Origin of the sequence: Dehalobacter sp. (genome assembly GCF_030063005.1) — a bacterium.
Lineage (GTDB): Bacteria > Bacillota > Desulfitobacteriia > Desulfitobacteriales > Syntrophobotulaceae > Dehalobacter > Dehalobacter restrictus.
Window position 1 is genome coordinate 24,863 of record NZ_JAPDHR010000026.1, and the last position, 20,459, is coordinate 45,321.

Annotated in this window: 17 protein-coding genes and 1 riboswitch; of the genes, 5 read left to right on the forward strand and 12 right to left on the reverse strand. The window is 43.9% G+C overall.

The features are described from left to right. The first annotated feature begins 26 nt into the window (after window positions 1-26). Complete coding sequence (locus OKX56_RS08280) at window positions 27-1,142, forward strand: DUF6765 family protein (RefSeq protein WP_287896147.1); 1,116 nt, start codon at window positions 27-29, stop codon at window positions 1,140-1,142. Window positions 1,143-1,224: 82 nt separating this feature from the next. Here OKX56_RS08280 and OKX56_RS08285 read toward each other — a convergent pair whose 3' ends face one another. The 7 genes from OKX56_RS08285 to OKX56_RS08315 form a co-directional block, all read right to left on the reverse strand. Further along, window positions 1,225-2,196 (reverse strand): DUF4474 domain-containing protein, encoded by a 972-nt coding sequence (locus OKX56_RS08285; RefSeq protein ID WP_287896148.1) that lies wholly within the window; start codon window positions 2,194-2,196, stop codon window positions 1,225-1,227. A gap of 119 nt (window positions 2,197-2,315) precedes the next feature. Next, window positions 2,316-3,365 (reverse strand): DUF4474 domain-containing protein, encoded by a 1,050-nt coding sequence (locus tag OKX56_RS08290; RefSeq protein WP_287896149.1) that lies wholly within the window; start codon window positions 3,363-3,365, stop codon window positions 2,316-2,318. Between the two features lie 88 nt (window positions 3,366-3,453). Further along, complete coding sequence (locus OKX56_RS08295; RefSeq protein WP_287896150.1) at window positions 3,454-3,942, reverse strand: hypothetical protein; 489 nt, start codon at window positions 3,940-3,942, stop codon at window positions 3,454-3,456. Window positions 3,943-4,104: 162 nt separating this feature from the next. After that, window positions 4,105-5,862 carry an ABC transporter ATP-binding protein gene (locus OKX56_RS08300; RefSeq protein ID WP_287896151.1) on the reverse strand — a complete coding sequence of 586 codons (1,758 nt, stop codon included), beginning with the start codon at window positions 5,860-5,862 and terminating at the stop codon, window positions 4,105-4,107. Window positions 5,863-6,062: 200 nt separating this feature from the next. Then, the gene (locus OKX56_RS08305; protein ID WP_287896152.1) at window positions 6,063-6,542 is read right to left on the reverse strand and encodes a DUF456 domain-containing protein; all 480 of its coding nucleotides are present in this window, start codon (window positions 6,540-6,542) and stop codon (window positions 6,063-6,065) included. 269 nt (window positions 6,543-6,811) lie between these two features. Further along, entirely contained in the window at window positions 6,812-8,008 is a 1,197-nt protein-coding gene (locus tag OKX56_RS08310) for an NlpC/P60 family protein (RefSeq protein WP_287896153.1), read from the reverse strand. 3 nt (window positions 8,009-8,011) lie between these two features. Further along, window positions 8,012-8,146, reverse strand: a riboswitch (cyclic di-AMP (ydaO/yuaA leader). Window positions 8,147-8,349: 203 nt separating this feature from the next. After that, window positions 8,350-9,720 carry a TrpB-like pyridoxal phosphate-dependent enzyme gene (locus OKX56_RS08315; RefSeq protein WP_287896154.1) on the reverse strand — a complete coding sequence of 457 codons (1,371 nt, stop codon included), beginning with the start codon at window positions 9,718-9,720 and terminating at the stop codon, window positions 8,350-8,352. A gap of 503 nt (window positions 9,721-10,223) precedes the next feature. Here OKX56_RS08315 and OKX56_RS08320 point away from each other — a divergent pair. From OKX56_RS08320 to OKX56_RS08330, 3 genes are all read left to right on the forward strand, one after another. Next, on the forward strand, window positions 10,224-11,408 hold the full coding sequence (locus tag OKX56_RS08320) for a M24 family metallopeptidase (RefSeq protein WP_287896155.1): 1,185 nt from the start codon (window positions 10,224-10,226) through the stop codon (window positions 11,406-11,408). Window positions 11,409-11,429: 21 nt separating this feature from the next. Next, window positions 11,430-12,056, forward strand: a complete 627-nt coding sequence (locus OKX56_RS08325) for a carbonic anhydrase (protein WP_287896156.1) — start codon at window positions 11,430-11,432, stop codon at window positions 12,054-12,056. Between the two features lie 166 nt (window positions 12,057-12,222). Beyond that, the gene (locus tag OKX56_RS08330) at window positions 12,223-13,059 is read left to right on the forward strand and encodes a CvfB family protein (protein ID WP_287896157.1); all 837 of its coding nucleotides are present in this window, start codon (window positions 12,223-12,225) and stop codon (window positions 13,057-13,059) included. Here OKX56_RS08330 and OKX56_RS08335 read toward each other — a convergent pair. Continuing rightward, a complete protein-coding gene (locus OKX56_RS08335; RefSeq protein ID WP_287896158.1) occupies window positions 13,028-13,741 on the reverse strand; it encodes a uracil-DNA glycosylase in 714 nt (237 codons plus the stop codon). The two genes, OKX56_RS08330 and OKX56_RS08335, sit on opposite strands and share 32 nt — an antisense overlap. 207 nt (window positions 13,742-13,948) lie before the next feature. Here OKX56_RS08335 and OKX56_RS08340 point away from each other — a divergent pair, with 207 nt between their 5' ends. Then, window positions 13,949-15,133 (forward strand): aminotransferase-like domain-containing protein, encoded by a 1,185-nt coding sequence (locus OKX56_RS08340; RefSeq protein WP_287896159.1) that lies wholly within the window; start codon window positions 13,949-13,951, stop codon window positions 15,131-15,133. An 8-nt stretch (window positions 15,134-15,141) separates the two neighbouring features. Here OKX56_RS08340 and OKX56_RS08345 read toward each other — a convergent pair whose 3' ends face one another. The 4 genes from OKX56_RS08345 to OKX56_RS08360 all read right to left on the reverse strand — a co-directional run bounded on the left by OKX56_RS08345 (window position 15,142) and on the right by OKX56_RS08360 (window position 20,378). Beyond that, a complete protein-coding gene (locus tag OKX56_RS08345) occupies window positions 15,142-16,374 on the reverse strand; it encodes a Ger(x)C family spore germination protein (protein ID WP_287896160.1) in 1,233 nt (410 codons plus the stop codon). Beyond that, on the reverse strand, window positions 16,343-17,464 hold the full coding sequence (locus OKX56_RS08350; protein WP_353737767.1) for a GerAB/ArcD/ProY family transporter: 1,122 nt from the start codon (window positions 17,462-17,464) through the stop codon (window positions 16,343-16,345). Before OKX56_RS08350 ends, OKX56_RS08345 begins: the two co-directional genes overlap by 32 nt. Continuing rightward, window positions 17,461-19,071 (reverse strand): spore germination protein, encoded by a 1,611-nt coding sequence (locus tag OKX56_RS08355; protein ID WP_287896161.1) that lies wholly within the window; start codon window positions 19,069-19,071, stop codon window positions 17,461-17,463. The genes OKX56_RS08350 and OKX56_RS08355 overlap by 4 nt, the downstream gene beginning before the upstream one ends. An 86-nt stretch (window positions 19,072-19,157) precedes the next feature. Beyond that, window positions 19,158-20,378, reverse strand: coding sequence for a Ger(x)C family spore germination protein (locus tag OKX56_RS08360; RefSeq protein WP_287896163.1), 1,221 nt, complete (start codon window positions 20,376-20,378; stop codon window positions 19,158-19,160). Between the last annotated feature and the right edge of the window lie 81 nt (window positions 20,379-20,459).

The window sequence follows — 20,459 nt, forward strand, 5'->3', positions numbered from 1 at the left end:
GGACATGGCAAAGGAGGAGCCTTCTATTGAAAAGAGATATTCATTATTATGCGCTTTTGGCATTTTGCAGGTCATGTGGGTTCAACAAGGAAAGCTCCAGAAAAATTGCCTATGCTTCGCAGTATGTGGATGATGCCAGAATTAATCTGATGACGATCCAAAATCCGGCACCGGAAGTCAGTGTTGACCGCTCTGATAACCGTGCCGTTTTTTTAAATATGGCAACCTGTCATTCCTATTTTAAAATAAAAACGTTTAATTACGAGGCAATGATCAACAATACCTGTGCCTTTCATTTTGTTCCTGGCTGCAAAGGAGAAAACTTCACGAAGAAACTCCGCTGTAAAGAGGAGTCGCCAGTGGCCCTGGTGCTTTTAAATGAGGCCCTGGACGACAATAATCTGATTAAATTTGGGATTGTTCTGCATGCTTATGCCGATACTTTTTCACATCAGGGTTTCAGCGGCATGCTCAGCAAAGTGAATGATATTAATCATTGCGGAGCGCGCAATGAAGTCTACTTAGGAATACCTGATCTGATTTTGTATTTGTTTAAACAGTTATGCGGAGAAAAATATGACGAAATGTTTGACCGTATTGTGCCCGCTTATGGCCACGGGCAGGCGTTGACCTTTCCTGATCTGCCTTACCTTGTTTGGTCCTATCGGTATGACAGCAGCGATACCTTCGAGGGCAGATACACCGTTGTGGAGATTGACAATAAAGAAAGGTATCAGCGAGCTTTGGCCAAAATAAAAGGGTACCTTGAGATTTATTTAAAAAAACATCCTGAATTCCGGGATTCAAATTATCAATTCGATGATACCCCTAAACTTATGAGCCAGCTGATTAATAAAGATTCGGATAGAAACAGGGAAGAAAACTGGATTGCCTTCATGCTTAAATACGGGATGTTTCAGAAAAATGAATGGTCTGGCATTGTCTATCAGGAGAGTGAATGGCTGAGAAAAGCGTTTCAAAATTTTAATCCCCAAACCTTTAATAACAGGAGAGTAGAAAATGTGATTCTTGCTGATCATTTTGCAGAATCCGACTGGTACCATTTTTATCAGGCGGTCAAGTGGTATAAAAAAAGATTCTTTGAATGCTGTCATCAAAACAAACTGTTTATTCCTAAATAACGAAGAGAACAAAGAGGTAGGTTTGGGAGGGGATCGTAAAAAATAGGCAAAAAAAAAGGACCTTTTGTCCCAAAAATTGCTGCTATTCACTGATTCTTTGATGTTCGAAAAGTTCTCTGCTTCTTCTGTAACCAAAAAGACCAACTAAGCCCAGGATCAGAACCTTCATCCACAATTCATAAAATTCCTTGCTCTTTCCGAGTCTTAAGACGGTTTGATATAACTGCGGGGCTAGGCTCTCAATCGCTTTCATTTTATCCTGCATTGTGCTGTAAGGACCCGTGATTTCCTGATATTTGTCACATAACAATTTGTTTTTAGCCTGAATGATCCGGTCTGTACTGGGTTTCCGCGTTCTTGGCTGGACGGTATGCGGCTTGGCAAAAGTGAAAGATACGTTATTTCCGGAAAAATAAAATTCCTGGTCATTGTATCCGGCATCTCGTAAACCGTTTAGAAAAGCGTCCCGCATTGCTGTATTCGGAAAAGCAAGATCAATATCCATCGTTAATTCCGAAGGATCAGAAAATTCGCCTAATTTAAAACCTGTCAGCCACCAGTGTTTTTCTGATCTGGTAAAGAGCACGCTTCCATTCTTTCTTAATACGAAGGACATCGGCAGTAATTCATCGTTGTCTACGGATTTATAAAACATTCCGCTAAAAATTCCCGGAAGCGTAAAATGAAATGCTCCGGTATAAATCCCGATTTCTCCGCCGGTTACCAGATCGTACTGACCTTTCCAGAAGCCAATCATCCATTTCTTGCCGTCATATTCAAAATAAACCGGTTCACAATCAATAATCATACCCGTCGGGGCTGATACCTCATCATAAATTCGGCAATACCCGGCATTTCTTTGCCATGGATTTAAAGTCGCGTAAAAAATATCCTGTCCTGGATCATACCGATAACCGGCATTTTCAATCACCTGATCCAAATCGGGGTCACCGGTACCTTGGGCGGGAACCGCAAGACGTTCCATAATTTCAGGATTGGAGATTCCGGTTTGAATAGGATAGCGAATGAAAGCGTTGGATTTGTGAAATAACATTGGATTCGCCCCTTAACAGATTTAATTTTTAGAATATTTGACAATAATATTTTATGTAAAAAGGACAAACTCTGGAACAGGTTTGTCCGTGACAAATAAAATTTTTAATGAATAGAATTTTAGGATTCAATACTTAAACGTTGTAATCTGACTGTATTGACTCTTAAAAAGATGATAATAATCAGAGCTGTCATCAATACTTCCATCCAGGCTTCCAGGGAAGGGGTGCGTTTGCCAATTTTTTTCACTTTCTTGTACATTCCGGGATCTTGTTTTTCCAACAATTTGAGCCGTTCCTGGACGGTACCCTCAGAGCCGGTTATTTCCTGATATTTTTCACATAAGAATTTATTTTTGCGCTGGATCAACTGATCAGTCAATCGTGTGCGGGTCCAGGGCTGGGCCGTCTTGGGGATATCGAACGTGAAGCTTACGCTGTTATCCTCTACGGCTAATTCGTGCTCGTTGTAGCCGACTTTACGCATTCCTGCAAGAAAAGCATTCCTCATATTAACGTCTTTCAACGTGAGGCAGATATCCATCGTCAGCTCATTCGGCTCAGCAAATTCTCCGAGTTTGAAACCGGTCAGCCACCAATGTTTTGCTTTTCTGGAGAAAAGTTTTTTTCCATTCTTCTTGATGGTATACGACATGTCCAGAAGCTCCTTATCGTTGACGGACTGGTAAACAAGACCGTTTGACTTATACAGGCCGATTTCACCGCCGTTGACCAAATCATACTGACCTTTCCAAAGGCCAACCATCCACTTTTCGTTGAGGTAATCAAAGGTTATGGGTTCACAGTCGATGATCATGCCAAGCGGTGCGGCAGCCTCATCAAAAAGCCGGCAGTAACCGATATACCTTTGCCAGGGCTTCATATTCGAGATAAAAATATCCTGTCGCGCATCATAGGAATAACCGGCAATTTCAATGATTTCATCAAGATCTTCGTTACCGGTACCAACGGAGACAGACCCGGTATGAGATTTATTTTCTTCTGTTGCAAGTGCTGAATCAGCTTCAGTCTTTGTTCTAGTTTCAGTCTCAGTCTCAGTCTCTATTGATGTCGCCGCTGATGTCCCAGTATCGGTTATTGATTTATCCCAGGTTGATTGCTGCATACTTTGATAATAAGAGTATGAGGCATTTCTGTTAAATAATAACATCTTCTTTCCTCCTTAATAGAATACCAATATATGGATATAATATGTAAAAATACCCAGTATGCAAATACTGGGTATTGATAAATTGAGATTAATGACTCGGTCTGCTCTGTCCCTGCATACCCTGACCCTGAATGCTTTGCCCATACTGAGAAGGCTGCTGGCTTTGGCCCTGCTGGCTCATCTGAAATAACTGGCCCTGAGTCTGATCAATAAGTTGACCCATCTGTTCCAGTACTTGGTGAGCCTGGATCTGCTGATTGGCCTGTGTCAAAGCGGTCATCGCCGTTTGGATAGCTTGTCGCAGCTGTTGATCTGCCTGCTGTTTCTGCTGCTGGGTCTGGTTGCGGAAGCCCTGAATTTGCTGCTGAAGCTGATTGGCTGCCTGCTGGCTCTGCTGAATGATTTCGTTCTGATTTACTGTACTACCCTGAGAAGAAAAGTTACTGAATGATACTTGTTTCAACTGATTCATGGTGTTTTCCATTGCGGATAACTGGCTTCTCAGATCGCCGATTTCCTCACTAACTTCCATATCTTTTTTGGCAGAAGCTAAGATGGTCTTGTTTTTTTCATCCATTTTATCTTTACCTCCATAAGCAATTATGACCTAACTTATTTTTGTCAAATAACAAAAATATTATTAAGTTAAATTTTTCTGCAAAAAATTTTCGGCAAAATAATACCGATCATTAGTGCTTATGGACAATAATTACTTTGAATACGTTTGCGTTGATCTGCTTTACTCCGGCTGACGTACTTGTGTATCGATTCCCTCAAACTGCATGTTGTAATACCGGGCATAGATCCCGTCAAGATTAATCAACTGGCGGTGAGTGCCTCTTTCTTGAATGCCCTCATCTGTAATGACAATGATTTCGTCAGCATTTTTAATGGTACTCAGACGATGGGCAATAATAATCGTCGTCCGGTTATGCGATAGCTTGGACAGAGACTCCTGAATATAGCGTTCACTTTCATTATCCAGTGCCGAAGTCGCTTCATCCAGGATTAATATCGGCGGGTTCTTCAAAAATACCCTTGCTATCGAAAGTCGCTGTTTTTGTCCTCCCGAAAGCCGGACGCCCCGTTCACCGACGAACGTGTCATAACCAAGTCCCAAAGACATGATGAATTCATGAATGTTGGCACTGCGGGCAGCCTCGATGATTTCCTGGTCGGAGGCATTCGCTTTGCCGTAGGCAATATTCTCCTTGATCGTACCGCTGAACATATAGACATCCTGCTGCACGATCCCGATCGCATTTCTTAAGGATTCCAGCGTGATATCCCGGATATCGTTACCGTCAATCGTAATGGTTCCTTCGGTAACGTCATAGAAACGGGGGAGTAGGGAGCACAGTGTTGTTTTTCCGCCGCCAGAGGGACCGACCAGAGCAACTTTCCTTCCGGTAGGAATTCGGATGCTGACATTCTGGAGGACATCATCATCGAGGTTGTATCGAAAAGAAACATTGGAAAATTCTATTTCACCTTTGACATTTTCCAGAGGCAGGGCGTTTGGTTTTTCCATAATATCAGGTTTTGTCTCCATAATTTCCTCAAAGCGTTTAAACCCGGCAAAACCCTTTTGAAACTGTTCGGTAAAATTAATCAGTACTTCCAATGGTTGAACAAAGATATTGATGTAAAGCAGGTAAATGACAAGTTCCGTAAGCGTTAGTGATCCACCGGCAATGGACAGGCCGCCGGAGATAATGACAACTATATAAAGCAGCCCGGAAAAGAAGGAATTCCAGGCAAAATAACCTCCCATTATTTTATAGCTGCTGGCTTTGGATGCCAGAAAGTCCTGATTACTTTTCCAGAATTTCATTTTTTCTGCTTCTTCGTTGGCAAAGGATTTGACCACCCGGATTCCGGCCAGACTATCCTGAAGGCTTGTGTTGACTTTGGCAATTTTGACTCGGTTATCCAGGAAGACCGCTTTCATCTTGAGGTTACGCTGAATACTGAAAATCACCATAATTGCTGTGACAGCGAGCAGGATAAGAGTCATTGGCACATTCAGCAGCATCAGCAAAACAAATGACCCTATGATTTTCAGGAAGGAAATAAAGATATTCTCCGGTCCGTGATGCGCCAGTTCGGAAATGTCAAAAAGGTCATTGACGAGTCTGGACATCAGCTCACCGGTATTGTTTTGGTCGTAGTAAGAGAAAGACAGACGCTGAAAGTGCGTGAATAAATCTCTGCGCATGTCGGCTTCCATCCGGGCTCCCATGATATGGCCCCAGCAAGTGATAAAATACTGGCAAAAGTAGCGGATTATGTAGAGTGTCAGCAATGCTGCGCCGAAAAAGCTGATACTGTGCAGGATCACTTCTCTGCCTTGTGTAAAAACATTTTTGCTTAAGTGATTTAGGATTTGAGGGAAGGACAGATCGACGACGGAGACAATCACTGCACAAAGCATATCCGTATAAAACAACAGGCGGTAAGGCTTATAATAACGAACAAAACGGTTCAGGATATTCATGCTGCAGAGCCACGCTTTCTAAAAATAAAGCCTGCAAATACTTGCAGGAATCTTACTCTTTTCTCGGAACAGTATAGCATATTTCATTAAAATTAAAAAATCAGGTGGATAAATTCCATTCTATGAAAACAATGAAATTAATATTTCTGTCAGAAATCAAAGGGGAAATGTGCTTTCTATAGAATATTTATGCAAAGTCATTAATAGATGCGCACGAAAAAATAGACAATCATAATGATTTCGGCACCGATCTTGACAGCAGTACCGCCAAGGACACCGAGCAGTGTACCTAAACCAATTTGGATTGTCTTCTTTAATTCCGTACCACGGATCAGTTCGGCTGCAATCGCCCCCAAAAACGGACCGAGAATGATACCAAGCGGTCCAAGAACGATCAAACCCAGAATGGTGCCGATCACTGCGCCCCAGGCTGCCTGCTTGCTTCCGCCGAAGCGTTTCGTTCCGATAGCCGAGGCAAAATAATCCACAAAGAACAGCAGGATTATGACCAGGGCCTGCAGGATGAAAAAGTAGGTATTTAACGTTGCGAAGCCTGTCATGAAGCCATACACCAGCATTCCTGCATAGATTAAAATGACGCCGGGCAAAACGGGAAGAACAGTTCCAACAATACCCGCAATAAAGAGAACAACAGCAATGATTAAAGCAATCGTATCCATTCTTTCTTCCCTCCATTTTTAAATAGGATCATTCATATGTTCTATGATAATAACCAATGAATTTGCTGCTTACCCGTATAAATATACTGGATTGGAAAAAAAAATTCAATTTTTTAATGCAAACAGCTCGGTTATGACAGAGAGTGTCAATCTGGCAATGCCGGTTACGATCAGCTGAGATTAGGAAGAGATTCGCAAATAAAAATGATGCTAAAAGTAAACTATTAGCATCATCGTGTTCGTTTTGATAACTCTTGCCAGCAAAGTTGTTAATATCTGCGGGCACCAAGATAACTGGACGAATGCGCGCTTAGATTGGATACGACAACGCCGGTTGAATAATTAAAGGCGTGTACATATTGTCCTCCGCCAATATAAATACCGACGTGTGAGGCGCCCCGGGCATAGGTCGAGAAAAAGACAAGGTCTCCCGGCTGCAGCTCATCCCTGCCAACCGGGGTACCGGAAGCATACTGCGCGAAAGAGGAATGGGGAAGGGAGACACCGGCCGCAGCGTATACATAGCGGGTAAATCCGGAACAGTCAAACCCGCCGGGACTTATTCCGCCATAAACATACGGGCATCCGACATAACCCAGTGCATAATCGACAACATTTGAATAGCTATTGGATCTGGAAGCAACCAGGATCGGCTTGGCAGTCGGGCCTTCGGCAATGACTTCAGTCACAGCGTCCTGGAGAATCGTTTCCTTGACAACCTGCTTTTCCGAATACTTGCCGTTACTCTGGACATAAGAATAGGTTACGGACTTCAATCCGTTACTGCCTGCCGTAATCACTTCATTTTTACCAAAGCCGAGCTTATAATCCTTCTTGGTGATGGTATCATATTGGATTTTCTGCGTTTCCGTATATTTTCCCTGACAGATGACCGTAAGGGAGTTATGGTCAATCAGAGATTTCAAAACCTGTTCAGGTGATTGAATTTGAGAAAGCCCGGCCGTTGTTTTGGAGGATATGACGTCTTCGGCGATCTTAACGGAAGTCACGACATTATCTTTCGTGGGTTTCACGTAATACGCCAGAAATTCTTTTAAGACCTGATCAATATCTTCCGCGTCCGGCAAAACGGCAATCACAGTACCATTAATGGCGAACTGATAGGCATCGTAGGGTTGATTAATTTTTTCTTCAACATTGTTTGGCCGCAGCGCAGAACGAAGATAATCGGCATTGCTGACGGTGATATTGGTATAGGCCATCTCGTAAGGTTTTTCTTTGGCTGCAGACGCCATAAGTGTATCTGCGGTATTCTGGTTAAAGACGAGTCCAAGTTGTTTCCCGTTGACTGAGACAGCGATGGCATTCATTGGAGCGGCAAGGTAACAGGCAAACGACCCGATTAATATCATAGTAATAAATAAACCACCGAGCAGGCGCGGTGATTTCCATGATATTTTTTTAAGGCAGGCCAAGGTAACGCAAATGATCTGCTTAAAATGCATCAAATTTTCACCTTTCTTTGCTTACGAGGTTAGTTGACGGATTCGGACCAAAGGTATAGGCCCTACGCAAAATGCGATTCACCCCAGAAAAAGAAGTTCCCCCGCTCCAGGCTGGCCTGGATTCAGCTCTTTATTTAGTTCATATTATAATACGCAATTTTGTAATATTTCGACACATAATTTAAATATCCTGCCTCGGAACGAAAATTTTATAACGCTGTGCAAAGCTACAACGCCCAAGAGATATAAAGGAAGGACGCCTCAATTTATATTTGAAGCGCCCTTCATAGGCTGTGTTTAGATACATTCCCTTATCACGAAGTCTGTTAGGAATGCTGATTCTATAGATCCACTTTTGGCAGCGTAGCAAAGCCTTTTTCCAGATCAGCATCGGTCGGAATATAGTCTGTCATTGTGCCGGCGTTATAGCTCATATAAGCAGCCATATCAAAATATCCGGTGCCAGTCAGGCCAAACAGGATGGTCTTCTTTTGACCGGTTTCCTTGCACTTGAGCGCTTCATCCATTGCAACCCGCAAAGCATGTGCGGATTCTGGAGCAGGCAGGATGCCTTCACAGCGCGCAAAGGCTGTAGCTGCTTCAAATACCTTGGACTGTTCAACTGCCCGGGCTGTCATATAGCCGTCATTGTACAGTTTGGAAACGATTCCGCTCATACCGTGATACCTGAGGCCTCCGGCGTGATTCGGAGAGGGAATGAACCCTGATCCGAGCGTATACATTTTGATCAGGGGCGTCGTTTTTCCTGTATCCCCAAAATCAAACGCATATTTGCCGCGGGTCAGAGAAGGGCAGGAGGCCGGTTCAACACCAATAAACTCGATATTGTTTTTGCCGCGGATCTTGTCACCCATGAAAGGTGCAACCAGACCGCCAAAGTTCGAACCGCCGCCGATACAGCCAATAATCATTTCAGGCTCAATGTCGTACTTGTCACAGGCAAGCTTGGTTTCTTCGCCGATCACGGACTGGTGCAGCAGGACATGGTCGAGTACGCTGCCAAGTACATAACGGCAGTTTTCGGTTTTGACAGATGTTTCAATCGCTTCCGAAATCGCGCAGCCAAGAGAACCACCTGTGCCGGGGTTTTCAGCCAGAATCTTCCGGCCGATTTCCGTCGTGTCGGAAGGAGATGGAATGACTTTTCCGCCATAGGTTTCAATGACGGCTTTCCGGTAAGGCTTCTGTTCTGCAGACACCTTCACCATATAGACCGTTAATGGAATATCATAAAACGCACAGGCCATCGATAAGGCCGTACCCCATTGTCCTGCACCGGTTTCCGTTGTCAGCGAAGATAGACCCTGTTTTTTGGCATAATAAACCTGGGCAGCTGCAGAGTTTAATTTGTGGGAACCTGAAGTATTCGTGCCTTCAAATTTGAAATAGATCTCTGCTGGTGTATCCAGCAGCTTTTCGAGATTATAGGCTCTCACGAGCGGGGAAGGACGGTACATCCTGTAGTATTCACGAACTTCCTCAGGAATTTCGATATATTCGTCCGTGTTGTTCAGTTCCTGTTCAATCAGTTCGTCACAGAAGATCGGCCGCAGATCATCTGCGGTGCAGGGCTTCATCGTGCCCGGATGAATAAAGGGCGGCGGGAGCTCTTTCATAACAGCTTTTACATTATACCAGTACTTGGGCATCTCTTCTTCAGGTAAATAGATTTTGTAAGGTATGCTTGTCATGGTCTTCATTCCTTTCCAGATTATTATTAACTATCTTTTGATTAATCTTCGTTGAATAAACGAAAATCTATTAAAAAAAAGCCTTGTCCAAACTATCGGACAAAGACTTTGATCTCTGCGGTACCACCCAACTTGCGTTTACACGCCGCTTAAAACGTATGACGGACATACGCTCCATTCATAACGGGCGGAGTTCCCGGCCTGCATACGCTTACATCAATCATTCTTTGTAATCTCTGCACGGCCCTCATGAGTCCATTCACATCAGTGCTGTTACCGCTTTTCCACCGGCTGCGGCTCTCTTGAAACAGCAAACATCATGTTACTACTCTCATTCTGCGGTTTAACAGTATCAAATATTGCTTAAATCTTAGCTTGAAATTAACTTTTTGTCAAGAAAATGTAAAACTTCAAAGTCAGGGAATTGCACCATTTTGAAAAAACGCAAAGTATGGTAAACTCTAGAGAAGTACGCGATACATTGTCTAACGGAGGAACTGTCTATGACACTTATGATAAACGAGCTTGACCGGAGACTGAATCACTTGTGCGACCTCATGGATCAGACCTATCTTGAATGGGATGCTATCCTTATACTTGGTAAAGTGAATCAGTATTATTTTACAGGAACAATGCAGGACGGCATGCTTGTAATTCAAAAAGACCGGACCCGGCACTATTTTGTGCGCCGAAGTTATGATCGCGCCAAAGCTGAATCGCCTCTGACAACGATCTATCCGATGGAAAGTTACCGTGATGCGGCCGGGATGATCGGACCTGGGCTAGGGAATACGTATCTTGAAACAGAGATTGTGCCGCTCGCCATGCTGCAGCGGCTGAAGAAGTACTTCACGATGACAAGCATTCATTCAGTAGACAAGCCGGTGCTGTCGGTCAGAGCGGTCAAATCGCCGTACGAGCTGGAATGGGTGGAACAAGCAGGAAAAAACCATTGCAGGCTGCTGCGAGAACTTGTTCCGCCGCTGCTCAGGGAAGGTATGAGCGAGGCTGATTTTGTAGCGGAACTTTATGCCGCCATGATCAAGATTGGACATCATGGTGTCAGCCGTTTTTCCATGTTTCAGACGGAAATGGTTGCCGGACAGATTGGTTTTGGCGAAAGCTCTCTTTACCCAACCAGCTTTGACGGCCCCGGTGGGGCCTATGGTATGTGTCCTGCCGTTCCTTTGTTAGGCAGCCGGGAAAGAAAGCTGAAAAAAGGGGATTTGGTTTTTGTCGATGTCGGTTTTGGCTGCAATGGCTATCATTCCGATAAAACCCAGGTCTATATTTTTGGAGCCAAGCCTGATGCCGATGTTGTGAAGGCGCATCGCGCCTGTATGGAAATTGAGCAGCGTCTGGCAGAAAAACTGATTCCAGGGGCGATACCGTCGGAAATCTATCAATCGGTAATGAGCACGCTCAGTGAAGACTTCAGACGGAACTTTATGGGGTATGGGGAACGGCAAGTTAAGTTTCTCGGACACGGCGTTGGGCTTCATGTCGATGAACTGCCTGTGATTACGAATGGTTTTCTAGCGGAACTCACTGAGAATATGGTCATCGCGCTCGAACCGAAAAAGGGTCTGCCCAACATTGGCATGGTGGGCGTGGAAGACACCTATGTGGTAAGTGCTGCCGGCGGCAGATGTCTCACGGGCGGAGGAACGGACATTATCGAGGTATAAAAAGAAGCAAGGATGTAAAATATGGAGAAATTACTGCAGGGCCTTATTCAATTTAAAGAAACGGATTTCCAGGAGCACAGGCAGCTTTTTGAAGAATTAGGGAATTCTCAAAGCCCGCATACGTTATTCATCGGCTGTTCGGATTCGAGACTGGTACCCAATTTAATCACCGGAACTTTACCCGGAGAACTGTTTGTTATCCGGAATATCGCCAACATTGTACCGCCTTACCGTAATATAGAAGAGTATTTGGCCACGACTTCTGCAATTGAATATGCCGTCAATATTCTTGGCATTCAGCATATCGTAGTCTGCGGCCATTCCAATTGCGGAGGGTGCAAATCGCTATATGCCTCGGAGAAAGAAATGCAATCGATTCCGCACACCCGAAAATGGCTGGAATTGGCAGGGAATGTTAAAGAAAAGATCACAGCAATGAATATTCCAGAATCGGAAATGGCGAAAAGGGAATGGATGACTGAACAAATCAACATTGTGGAGCAGCTCAAACATTTGTTAACATATCCGTTTATCAAGGAAAGAGTCCTGAATCAGACGCTGACAATCGAAGGCTGGTACTATATTATTGAAACGGGTGAGGTCTTCCGCTACAATCGGCATAATAGTGAATTTGAACTTGTGAATTAACTGCGAATCAAGACTTGGATATCGTTTGATCCAGGGAGTCAAAGATCGTATGATTTCCTGGATTTTAGTATAAAAATGACCGATAGTAGTACAATCTTCTAAATAAAGATATAATAGGAAATACTAAGAGCTGATATCAGATATATGAAATAAAGAGGAAATTTGGATGATTGAATATGGCAAAATGCAGGAATTAAAAGTCGTGAAAACATCTCAAAATTGGTATATCCTGAATGCAAAGAACGATACGCAAAATAGTGTATTATTACCGATAAGCCTGGCTCCAAAGGATATCAGAATAGGTGATAAAATCGAAGTATTTGTGTATAAGGATACGAAAGAAAGGATCATGGCCTCCATAAAAAAACCAAGGCTGGTACTTGGTGAAACGGCTGCTTTAACTGTCGTCGATACGACAGAATTTGGCGCTTTTTTAGACTGGGGTTTGGAGAAAGACTTATTGCTGCCGCTTAAAGAGCAAGTCAGTGAGGTCAAAAAAGGCGGTACCTACCTGGTGGGATTAGCGCTCAATAACAGCCATCAATTATATGCTACAATGAAAATATATGATTTGCTCAAAATAAACTCTCCTTATAAAGAAAATGACAATGCCCATGGCACTGTCTATAACTTTAATCCTGAGTTTGGTGCGTTTGTCGCCGTGGATAATCAATATCACGGTATGATTCCAAATAAGGAATTGTGTGGCAGCATCGCGATCGGTGATAAGGTCAACATCCGAATCAAGAAGGTAAGACAGGATGGCAAGCTGGAATTAAGTTTAAGACAAGAGATCGCGCAGCAAATAGAGACGGATGCCCGGGTCATTTTAGAGAAGTTAAAAGCAAACGGCGGTGTGCTTAAGCTCAATGACAGCAGTTCTCCTGAAAAAATCAAGTCGGAACTGCAAATGAGCAAATCCGCTTTCAAGCGGGCGTTAGGCAGGCTGCTCAAAGAAGGCGCAGTCCAAATCACGGACGATGCGATCCGGCTAATGTGGTAGATGAGGCAGGCAGATTTTCTATTTGCCAGTCAATTGGCTTCTTGCCAATCGAGACCAAAAATTGATTGGCTTTGGAAAACGGTCTGCTGCCGAAGAAACCGGCATGGGCAGACAGCGGACTGGGATGAACAGATTTGATGATACAATGCCTGGATGGATTGAGAATGCTCAGTTTCGACTGGGCATTTTTTCCCCAGAGAATAAAAACAACAGGGTCTTCCCGCTCATTTAAGAGCTCGATGATTTTATCGGTAAACTTGGACCAGCCTATGCTACTGTGGGAATTGGCCTGGCCGGACCGGACGGTCAGCGAAGCATTGAGCAGCAAGACGCCCTGGTCGGCCCATTTCTTTAAATAACCGTTGTTTGGAATATAACATCCCAAATCATCGTGCAGTTCCTTAAAGATATTCATCAGGGACGGCGGGGCCTGGACACCAGGCTGGACAGAAAAGCTTAAACCATGGGCTTGTTGAGGGCCATGATAAGGATCCTGGCCCAGAATGACCACTTTTACATCCTGATACGCCGTATAATGCAAGGCATTGTAGATGTCGAATTTGTCCGGGTAGATGGTTCGGGATCGGTACTCATCGATTAGAAACTTCCGAAGCTTCTGATAGTATTCTTTATCGAATTCGGCATGAAGCAAATCATGCCAGTCATTTTTAAGAATCTGCATTCCTATCACCTCGCTACTTATTATAACATTTTTCTCTCGCAAAATTAATTTACAAAAGCTGGAGGCTAATCCGGGCAAACCAAGGTACCTTTGTTGTTATGGGATTTACGAATCGATCTACTAGATTAGGACTTTAATCTTCCTATCAAATGTGGGATACTAATAAATATGTGAATTTGTGCGAAAAGGCAGGAAAAAGAGAGCGTCATGGAATACAACTATGCAAAAAGAATCAGTCATTTAAAAGCCTCAGAAATCAGGGAAATACTAAAAGTCACGGAAAATCCGGAAATAATCTCCTTTGCAGGCGGACTCCCGGCACCGGAGCTGTTTCCACTCGACGAAATCATGGAAGTCAGCAGGATCGTGCTGGAAGAAGAAGGGACGGAAGCTTTACAGTATACGACCACTGAAGGCTATCTTCCTTTGCGGAAATGGATTGCAGCACGTATGAATAACCGGCTGGGCACCAAATTTGAGCCGGATAATATCCTTTTGACCCACGGTTCACAACAGGCCCTGGATCTTTCCGGAAAGGTCTTTCTTGATGAAGGAGATGTCGTGCTGTGCGAAAGTCCGACGTATCTTGCTGCTATCAGTGCGTTCAAAGCTTATGGCTGCGAATTCAAAGAAGTGCCGACGGATGAGGATGGCATGATCCCTGCGGAACTGGACAGGATACTGGACAGTACGTCCAATGTTAAACTCATTTATGTGATTCCCGACTTTCAAAACCCGACAGGCAGGACCTGGAGTCTTTCCAGAAGGGAACATTTGGTTAAGGCGGCCAGAAAACATCAGGTTATGATCATTGAAGATAATCCTTATGGTGAATTGCGTTTTGAGGATGAACCGCTTCCGTCCCTGCAGGCTTTTGATCACGAGGGCTGTGTTTTAAGCCTCGGAACGTTCTCCAAAATATTCTGCCCGGGTTACCGGATCGGCTGGGTTGCCGGTGATCAGAAGGTTGTTGAAAAATATGTCCTTGTAAAACAGGGAACGGATTTGCAGTGCAACACCCTGGCGCAGAGAGAAATTGCCAAATACCTTGAATTATATAATATCGATGAACATATTGAAAAAATTCGCAAAGTCTATAAAAGACGCCGCAATCTGACGATAAAATTGATGGAGGATCATTTCCCCGAGGGAGTCACCTTTACCAGACCCAAAGGAGGGCTCTTTGCCTGGATTGAGCTTCCGACGGATATCAATGCCAGGGATGTGCTGATCAAAAGCCTGGAACAGAACGTCGCGTTTGTACCCGGCGGTTCATTCTTCCCGAACGGCGGCAGGGAAAATACTTTCCGGATCAATTTTTCGAATATGCCTGACGATAAAATTGAAGAAGGACTGCAAAGCCTTGCCGGTGTCCTGCGCGAATTTGTCTGATGTGGATTTCATTCATTCTGAGGATTCACTTCTAATTTTTCTTTTAGTCTGCCGGTGCTAATGATTTTTGCTTTCACATTAATTTCAACTTGAGCGTTCACAAAAGCTTCCCGCCATTCCGATCCCAAAGCATGAAATGTTTTGGGATCTTTGTGATGCAGCTTTTCGGAGAAACCCAAAAAATCAGCCTTGTAGGTTTTGGCCTGGTTAACTGTTGCGGTGGCTACTTTTTTTAGTTTCTCACTAATGACAGGTTCTAATTGCTCAATATCTTCTTTAGTTAGCCTTAAACTGTTATTTTCATCGATTTCTCCTTTCGTCTGAATTGTAACCTGATAAGATATTTCTTCGTTGGAGACAACTGGTTTTACTTTATACGTTGAACTGCTTAGAAAATAGTTAAACATGGTTCCGTCCTTCTGAACGGGGATGGAAATCGGGCCTTTGTTAATTTTTTGCGTCAGCAGCAGAAAACCAAGGGTTTGTTCCTGATCAAGCCAGCCCACCAAATGGCCAGCCTGAAAAACACCCAGGCCTTCAATAATGCTTCCTTCAGTTTTGGGATTATCTCCGGATTCTTTGTTATCCGATTCCAAGGGTATAATCTTAATTTGTGGTAAAACGGCATCACGGTCATTGCTTGTCAGCCAGGATACAAACTTATAGAAATACATACCATAAGATTTGCCGATGTTTGTGGCTTTTAAATCGATAAACTGGGATACCTCCGCAGAAAACAACTGGTTCATCGTGCCTCTCGTCTTAAGTATTTCCTTGGCTTCACCTTTGGCCACTAAAAAGATATCGCGTGGCCGGGTCTGCGGGAAGCGGGCACGATGTTCGACCATCTCAGGTGCCTTTTTTTTGGCGGCCTCTTCCCCAATAATCATGCCTGTAGCGTAACCATAAAAAGGGACGGTTGACAATTTTGCGGAATAATTTCTAATTGCATCCTGCATTGTTGGTCCCTGACCGGTAACAAGCTGTTCTGCATTGCCGCTCAAACTGGACTTCTTTCCTTCATCTTGTCCCTGACTGCCTTGCGGCTTCAGGATCAGCGTGGCCGCAGTCCAAACATCCTGACCATTAATTTGGGTATAATCATAGCTGCTTAGCGTGACAAAAGCTAGCGTTTCAACCTCCTTGCTGCTCCAGCATCCTGAACATAATAATACAAGTAAGAGCAAAACGCTGAAGGTCCCTATGTATCTAAAACGGAGTTTTTTCAGTAGTTTTTTCAATGGTACGCCCCACTTTTTTCTTTTTGATGACAGTCAGCAGCAACAGCAGACCAGGGATCAGCAGCTCAAACGTTAAACCAATAAATGGCCATATATTCTTAAGAAAATGGCCGACATCAACAGGACTCTCAAATAATAAGTTTGGCAGAATAATATTTGGTAGAGCAAGCCCCAGGAGAACATACTTCTTGCTTTGGAGAGAAAACATCCGGACTAAGGTCATTGTCTCCAGGTAATACATGACGGCTACTTTGACGACGATACCGGATACCCAGATAAATATAACAAGGAATTCAAGCCTTTGAATTGTAATGAATTTGATATATTTAGCTAAATATAGAAAAGCAAAGTACATATCACCCGTATATTCCGGCCCAAAAACAGTAAGGGTGGCAACAGTAATGAAAGTCAGCAGGATACCGGCAGCGATAATTCCGAAAATGCCATTTTTTAAAATATCCTCTGCCTGGTTTACTTTTGGAAATAAAAATACGAGTATAACAATCTGGCCAAACCAGGCTATAGGAACAAGGGAAGCATCCACAACGGACAGGACGCCCTTATCCAGAAAAGGCTGCAGATTGCTCAGATCCATATCTCTGACGGCTAACGCCAGCAAGATCGCCAGAGACAGTATAAACAAAGGCAGAATAAACTGGTTGACCCGCACAATCACTTCGATTCCTTTAACAACCGCATAGGCAGCCACAATCATCAAACCCGTTTGAAAAACATAAGGCGGAGTTTCGGGCATAAGGTTCATATTCAAAAAATCAGTAAATTCTCTTAATACCGTAATACTTATGATCAAAAAGAATAATACATAGCAGAAAGTCAGGACCTTCCCGAGGGTTTTGCCGAGCAGGATTTCGGCATATTCGGGCAGCGTCAGCTTCGGAAACCGCTTTCCCAGATAATAAATCAGCATGAGGTTAACGATCCCGACAGCAAGCGCAATCAGGACGGAAAGCCAGGCTGATTCTGCGGCTTTTTCCGCTGTTATGCCGGGGATTAACAGGAGCGCAGTGGATATGACAATCATAAACATCAAAGAAGCAAGTTGGACACCGGATATCTTTTCTGAATTTATGACCTTTTCCTCCTATACTTTGGTTTCGACGGACCCTGGTTGTCTTTCTGCCGGATAGGATCCACCGTACGGAACGACTTTGGCCGTTTGGACATAGCCCACCATGGAGCCCTGACTAGGATATCCTTGATTTCGCCAAGGCTTAAAGGAGCAAACGGAATCAAATAGGGGACACCGAAAGAACGTAGGCTGCAGAGATGGATCAGGATGATCATCAGGCCGAACATGATACCGACTCCTCCCAGAATGCTGGCCAGTAAAATCAACATAAACCGCAGTATCCTGAGCGCATAGCCGGCATCATAATTTGGAATCGAAAAAGACGCGATTGCCGTGGTCGCTACGACAATAACGGAGATTGGGGAGACCAGGCCTGCATTGACAGCTGCCTGGCCGATAACTAGACCGCCGACAGTGCTGATAGCCTGACCGATAGTTTTCGGCAGCCGGATACCGGCTTCCCGCAAAAGTTCAAATGTAAACTCGATGACAAGGATCTCCAAAGCAATTGGCAACGGTAAACCCTGCCTCGTTCCTGCCACAGAACTGACGAGATGCGTCGGCAACAATTCCTGGTGAAAAGAGAAAACGGCAACGGTGACTGACGGCAGCAACAAGGCCAAATTTAAGGCAATCAAGCGCAGAATCCTTGTAAACGTCGCAAATACTGAACCGTGATAATAATCCTCGGCTGCCTGCAGCATGGTTACAAATGTCGCCGGAATGAGCAGTGGCATCGGAGAATTATCTACCAGAATCGCGATTCTGCCTTCCAACAGCGAAGCAGTGACCTTATCAGGCCTTTCCGTGTATTGTACCAGCGGAAACAGGGAATATTGCTCATCCATAATCAGTTCTTCGATGTAACTGCCTTCCAGGATACTGTCCGTTTTGATTCTGCCAATCCGCTGCTTCACTTCCTGCAGCAGTTGTTCATTCACGATCCCCTGAATATAGCAGATTGCAATTTTTGTATGGGTCAGCTCACCAACTTCTAAAGTTTCCAGCTTAAGTCTGCTGGTTTTTAAACGTCTTCTGATGAGGCTCATGTTTGTATCAATGGACTCAATGAACCCATCCTTTGGCCCGCGCACACCTGGTTCGGTATCAGACTCAACAATGGACCTATTTTCGCCGCCTCGTACCCCGGCAGCCAGGGCTGAAGACGAACCGTCGATGATCAGAACCGCATTGCCTGCAAACACTTTTCGTTCGACTTCATCCAGATTAGAAACCATGCTGGTTTCGGTAAGATTCAGCAGGCTGTCCTGAATGATCTGCAGCAGGTTTGCGTTGCCTCCCTTCGTCAATTGCTGCAGTTTGCGCGTCTCTTCCAACAGGGTTTTCAGTATAGAATCACTGATCACTTGATTATCCGTGATAGTTGTGGCATAGATAATGAAAGCCCTTACCGGTTCTTCCAAATTAATTTGAAATGGATGGAACTGGACATCCGAACAATTGGCAAAAAGCTGCTGCAGTTTTTTTATGTTATCCTCATAATTTCTGGACAACGGCTGTTTTTTGGGAGGCTCAGGGGCAGCGGTGGGTTCAGGTGCTTTATTTGTCCAGCTTTTTAAGGTTCTTGTCAGTCGATTTATAAACATCTTTTGTTGGCCTCATCCTATCTAAAACAATATTTGTATATTATTTCCCAGAACAGGAAAATATATGAACTTTTCTAAAAGGAATTTTATTCATTTGGAGGATTCACTTCTAATTTTTCTTTTAGTCTGCCGGTGCTAATGATTTTTGCTTTCACAGTAATTTCAACATTAGCGTTCACAAAAGCTTCCCGCCATTCCGATCCCAAAGCATGAAATGTTTTGGGATCTTTATGATGCAGCTTTTCGGAGAACCCCAAAAAATCAGCCTTGTAGGTTTTGGCCTGGTTAACTGTTGCAGTGGCTATTTTTTTTACTTTTTCACTAGCAACAGATTCTAATTGTTCAATATCTTCTTTAGTCAGCATTAAACCGTTATTTTCATCAATTTCTCCTTTCGTCTGAATTGTAACCTGGTAAGATATCTCTCCGTTGGTGACGACTGGTTTTACTTTATACGTTGAACTGCTTAGAAAATAGTTAAACATGGTTCCGTCCTTCTGAACGGGGATGGAAATAGGGCCTTTGTTTATTTTTTGCGTCAGCAGCAGAAAACCAAGCGTTTGTTCCTCATCAAGCCAGCCCACCAAATGGCCAGACTGAAAAACACCCAGGCCTTCGATAATGCTTCCTTCAGTTTTGGGATTAGCTTCGGATTCTTTGTTATCCGATTCCAAGGGCATAATCTTAATTTGTGGTAAAACGGCATCACGGTCAGTGCTTGTCAGCCAGGATACAAACTTATAGAAATACATACCGTAAGATTTGCCGGTGTTTGTGGCTTTCAAATCGATAAACTGGGATGTCTCCTCAGAAAACAACTGGTTCATTGTGCCTCCCGTCTTAAGTATTTCCTTGGCTTCACCTTTGGCCACCAAAATAATATCGCGTGGCCTGGTCTGCGGGAAGCGGGCATAATGTTCGATAATCTCAGGTGCCTTTTCTTTGGCAGCCTCTTCTCCAAGAATAAAGCCTGTAGCGTAACCATAAAAAGGGACAGTTGACAATTTTGCGGAATAATTTCTAATTGCAGTCTGCATTGTTGGTCCCTGACCGGTGATAAGCTGTTCCATATTATTGTTTGAACCGGACTTATTTCCTTGGTCCTGTCCCTGACTGCTTTGAGGCTTCAGGATCAGCGTGGCCGCAGTCCAAACATCCTGACCGTTAATTTGGGTATAATCAAAGCTGCTTAGCGTGACAAAAGCTAGCGTTTCGACTTCCTTATTGCTCCAGCATCCTGAACAGAATAATAAAAGTGAGAGCAAAATACTGAAGGCCCCTATGTTTCTGAAATGGAGTTTTTTCAATGGTGACGCCTCACTTTTTTCTTTTTGATCTAAGTCTATTATTTTCCGGCGCAAGATACTTTATGAACTTTTCTAAAGAGC

Excerpts from the sequence above, each read along its gene's own strand:
- OKX56_RS08310 (WP_287896153.1), bottom strand. The coding sequence starts at position 8,008 with ATGCATTTTAAGCAGATCATTTGCGTTACCTTGGCCTGCCTTAAAAAA.
- OKX56_RS08290 (WP_287896149.1), bottom strand. The coding sequence starts at position 3,365 with ATGTTATTATTTAACAGAAATGCCTCATACTCTTATTATCAAAGTATG.
- OKX56_RS08335 (WP_287896158.1), bottom strand. The coding sequence starts at position 13,741 with ATGCAGATTCTTAAAAATGACTGGCATGATTTGCTTCATGCCGAATTC.
- OKX56_RS08320 (WP_287896155.1), top strand. The coding sequence starts at position 10,224 with ATGACACTTATGATAAACGAGCTTGACCGGAGACTGAATCACTTGTGC.
- OKX56_RS08300 (WP_287896151.1), bottom strand. The coding sequence starts at position 5,862 with ATGAATATCCTGAACCGTTTTGTTCGTTATTATAAGCCTTACCGCCTG.
- OKX56_RS08325 (WP_287896156.1), top strand. The coding sequence starts at position 11,430 with ATGGAGAAATTACTGCAGGGCCTTATTCAATTTAAAGAAACGGATTTC.
- OKX56_RS08285 (WP_287896148.1), bottom strand. The coding sequence starts at position 2,196 with ATGTTATTTCACAAATCCAACGCTTTCATTCGCTATCCTATTCAAACC.
- OKX56_RS08315 (WP_287896154.1), bottom strand. The coding sequence starts at position 9,720 with ATGACAAGCATACCTTACAAAATCTATTTACCTGAAGAAGAGATGCCC.
- OKX56_RS08340 (WP_287896159.1), top strand. The coding sequence starts at position 13,949 with ATGGAATACAACTATGCAAAAAGAATCAGTCATTTAAAAGCCTCAGAA.
- OKX56_RS08355 (WP_287896161.1), bottom strand. The coding sequence starts at position 19,071 with ATGTTTATAAATCGACTGACAAGAACCTTAAAAAGCTGGACAAATAAA.
- OKX56_RS08330 (WP_287896157.1), top strand. The coding sequence starts at position 12,223 with ATGATTGAATATGGCAAAATGCAGGAATTAAAAGTCGTGAAAACATCT.
- OKX56_RS08305 (WP_287896152.1), bottom strand. The coding sequence starts at position 6,542 with ATGGATACGATTGCTTTAATCATTGCTGTTGTTCTCTTTATTGCGGGT.
- OKX56_RS08295 (WP_287896150.1), bottom strand. The coding sequence starts at position 3,942 with ATGGATGAAAAAAACAAGACCATCTTAGCTTCTGCCAAAAAAGATATG.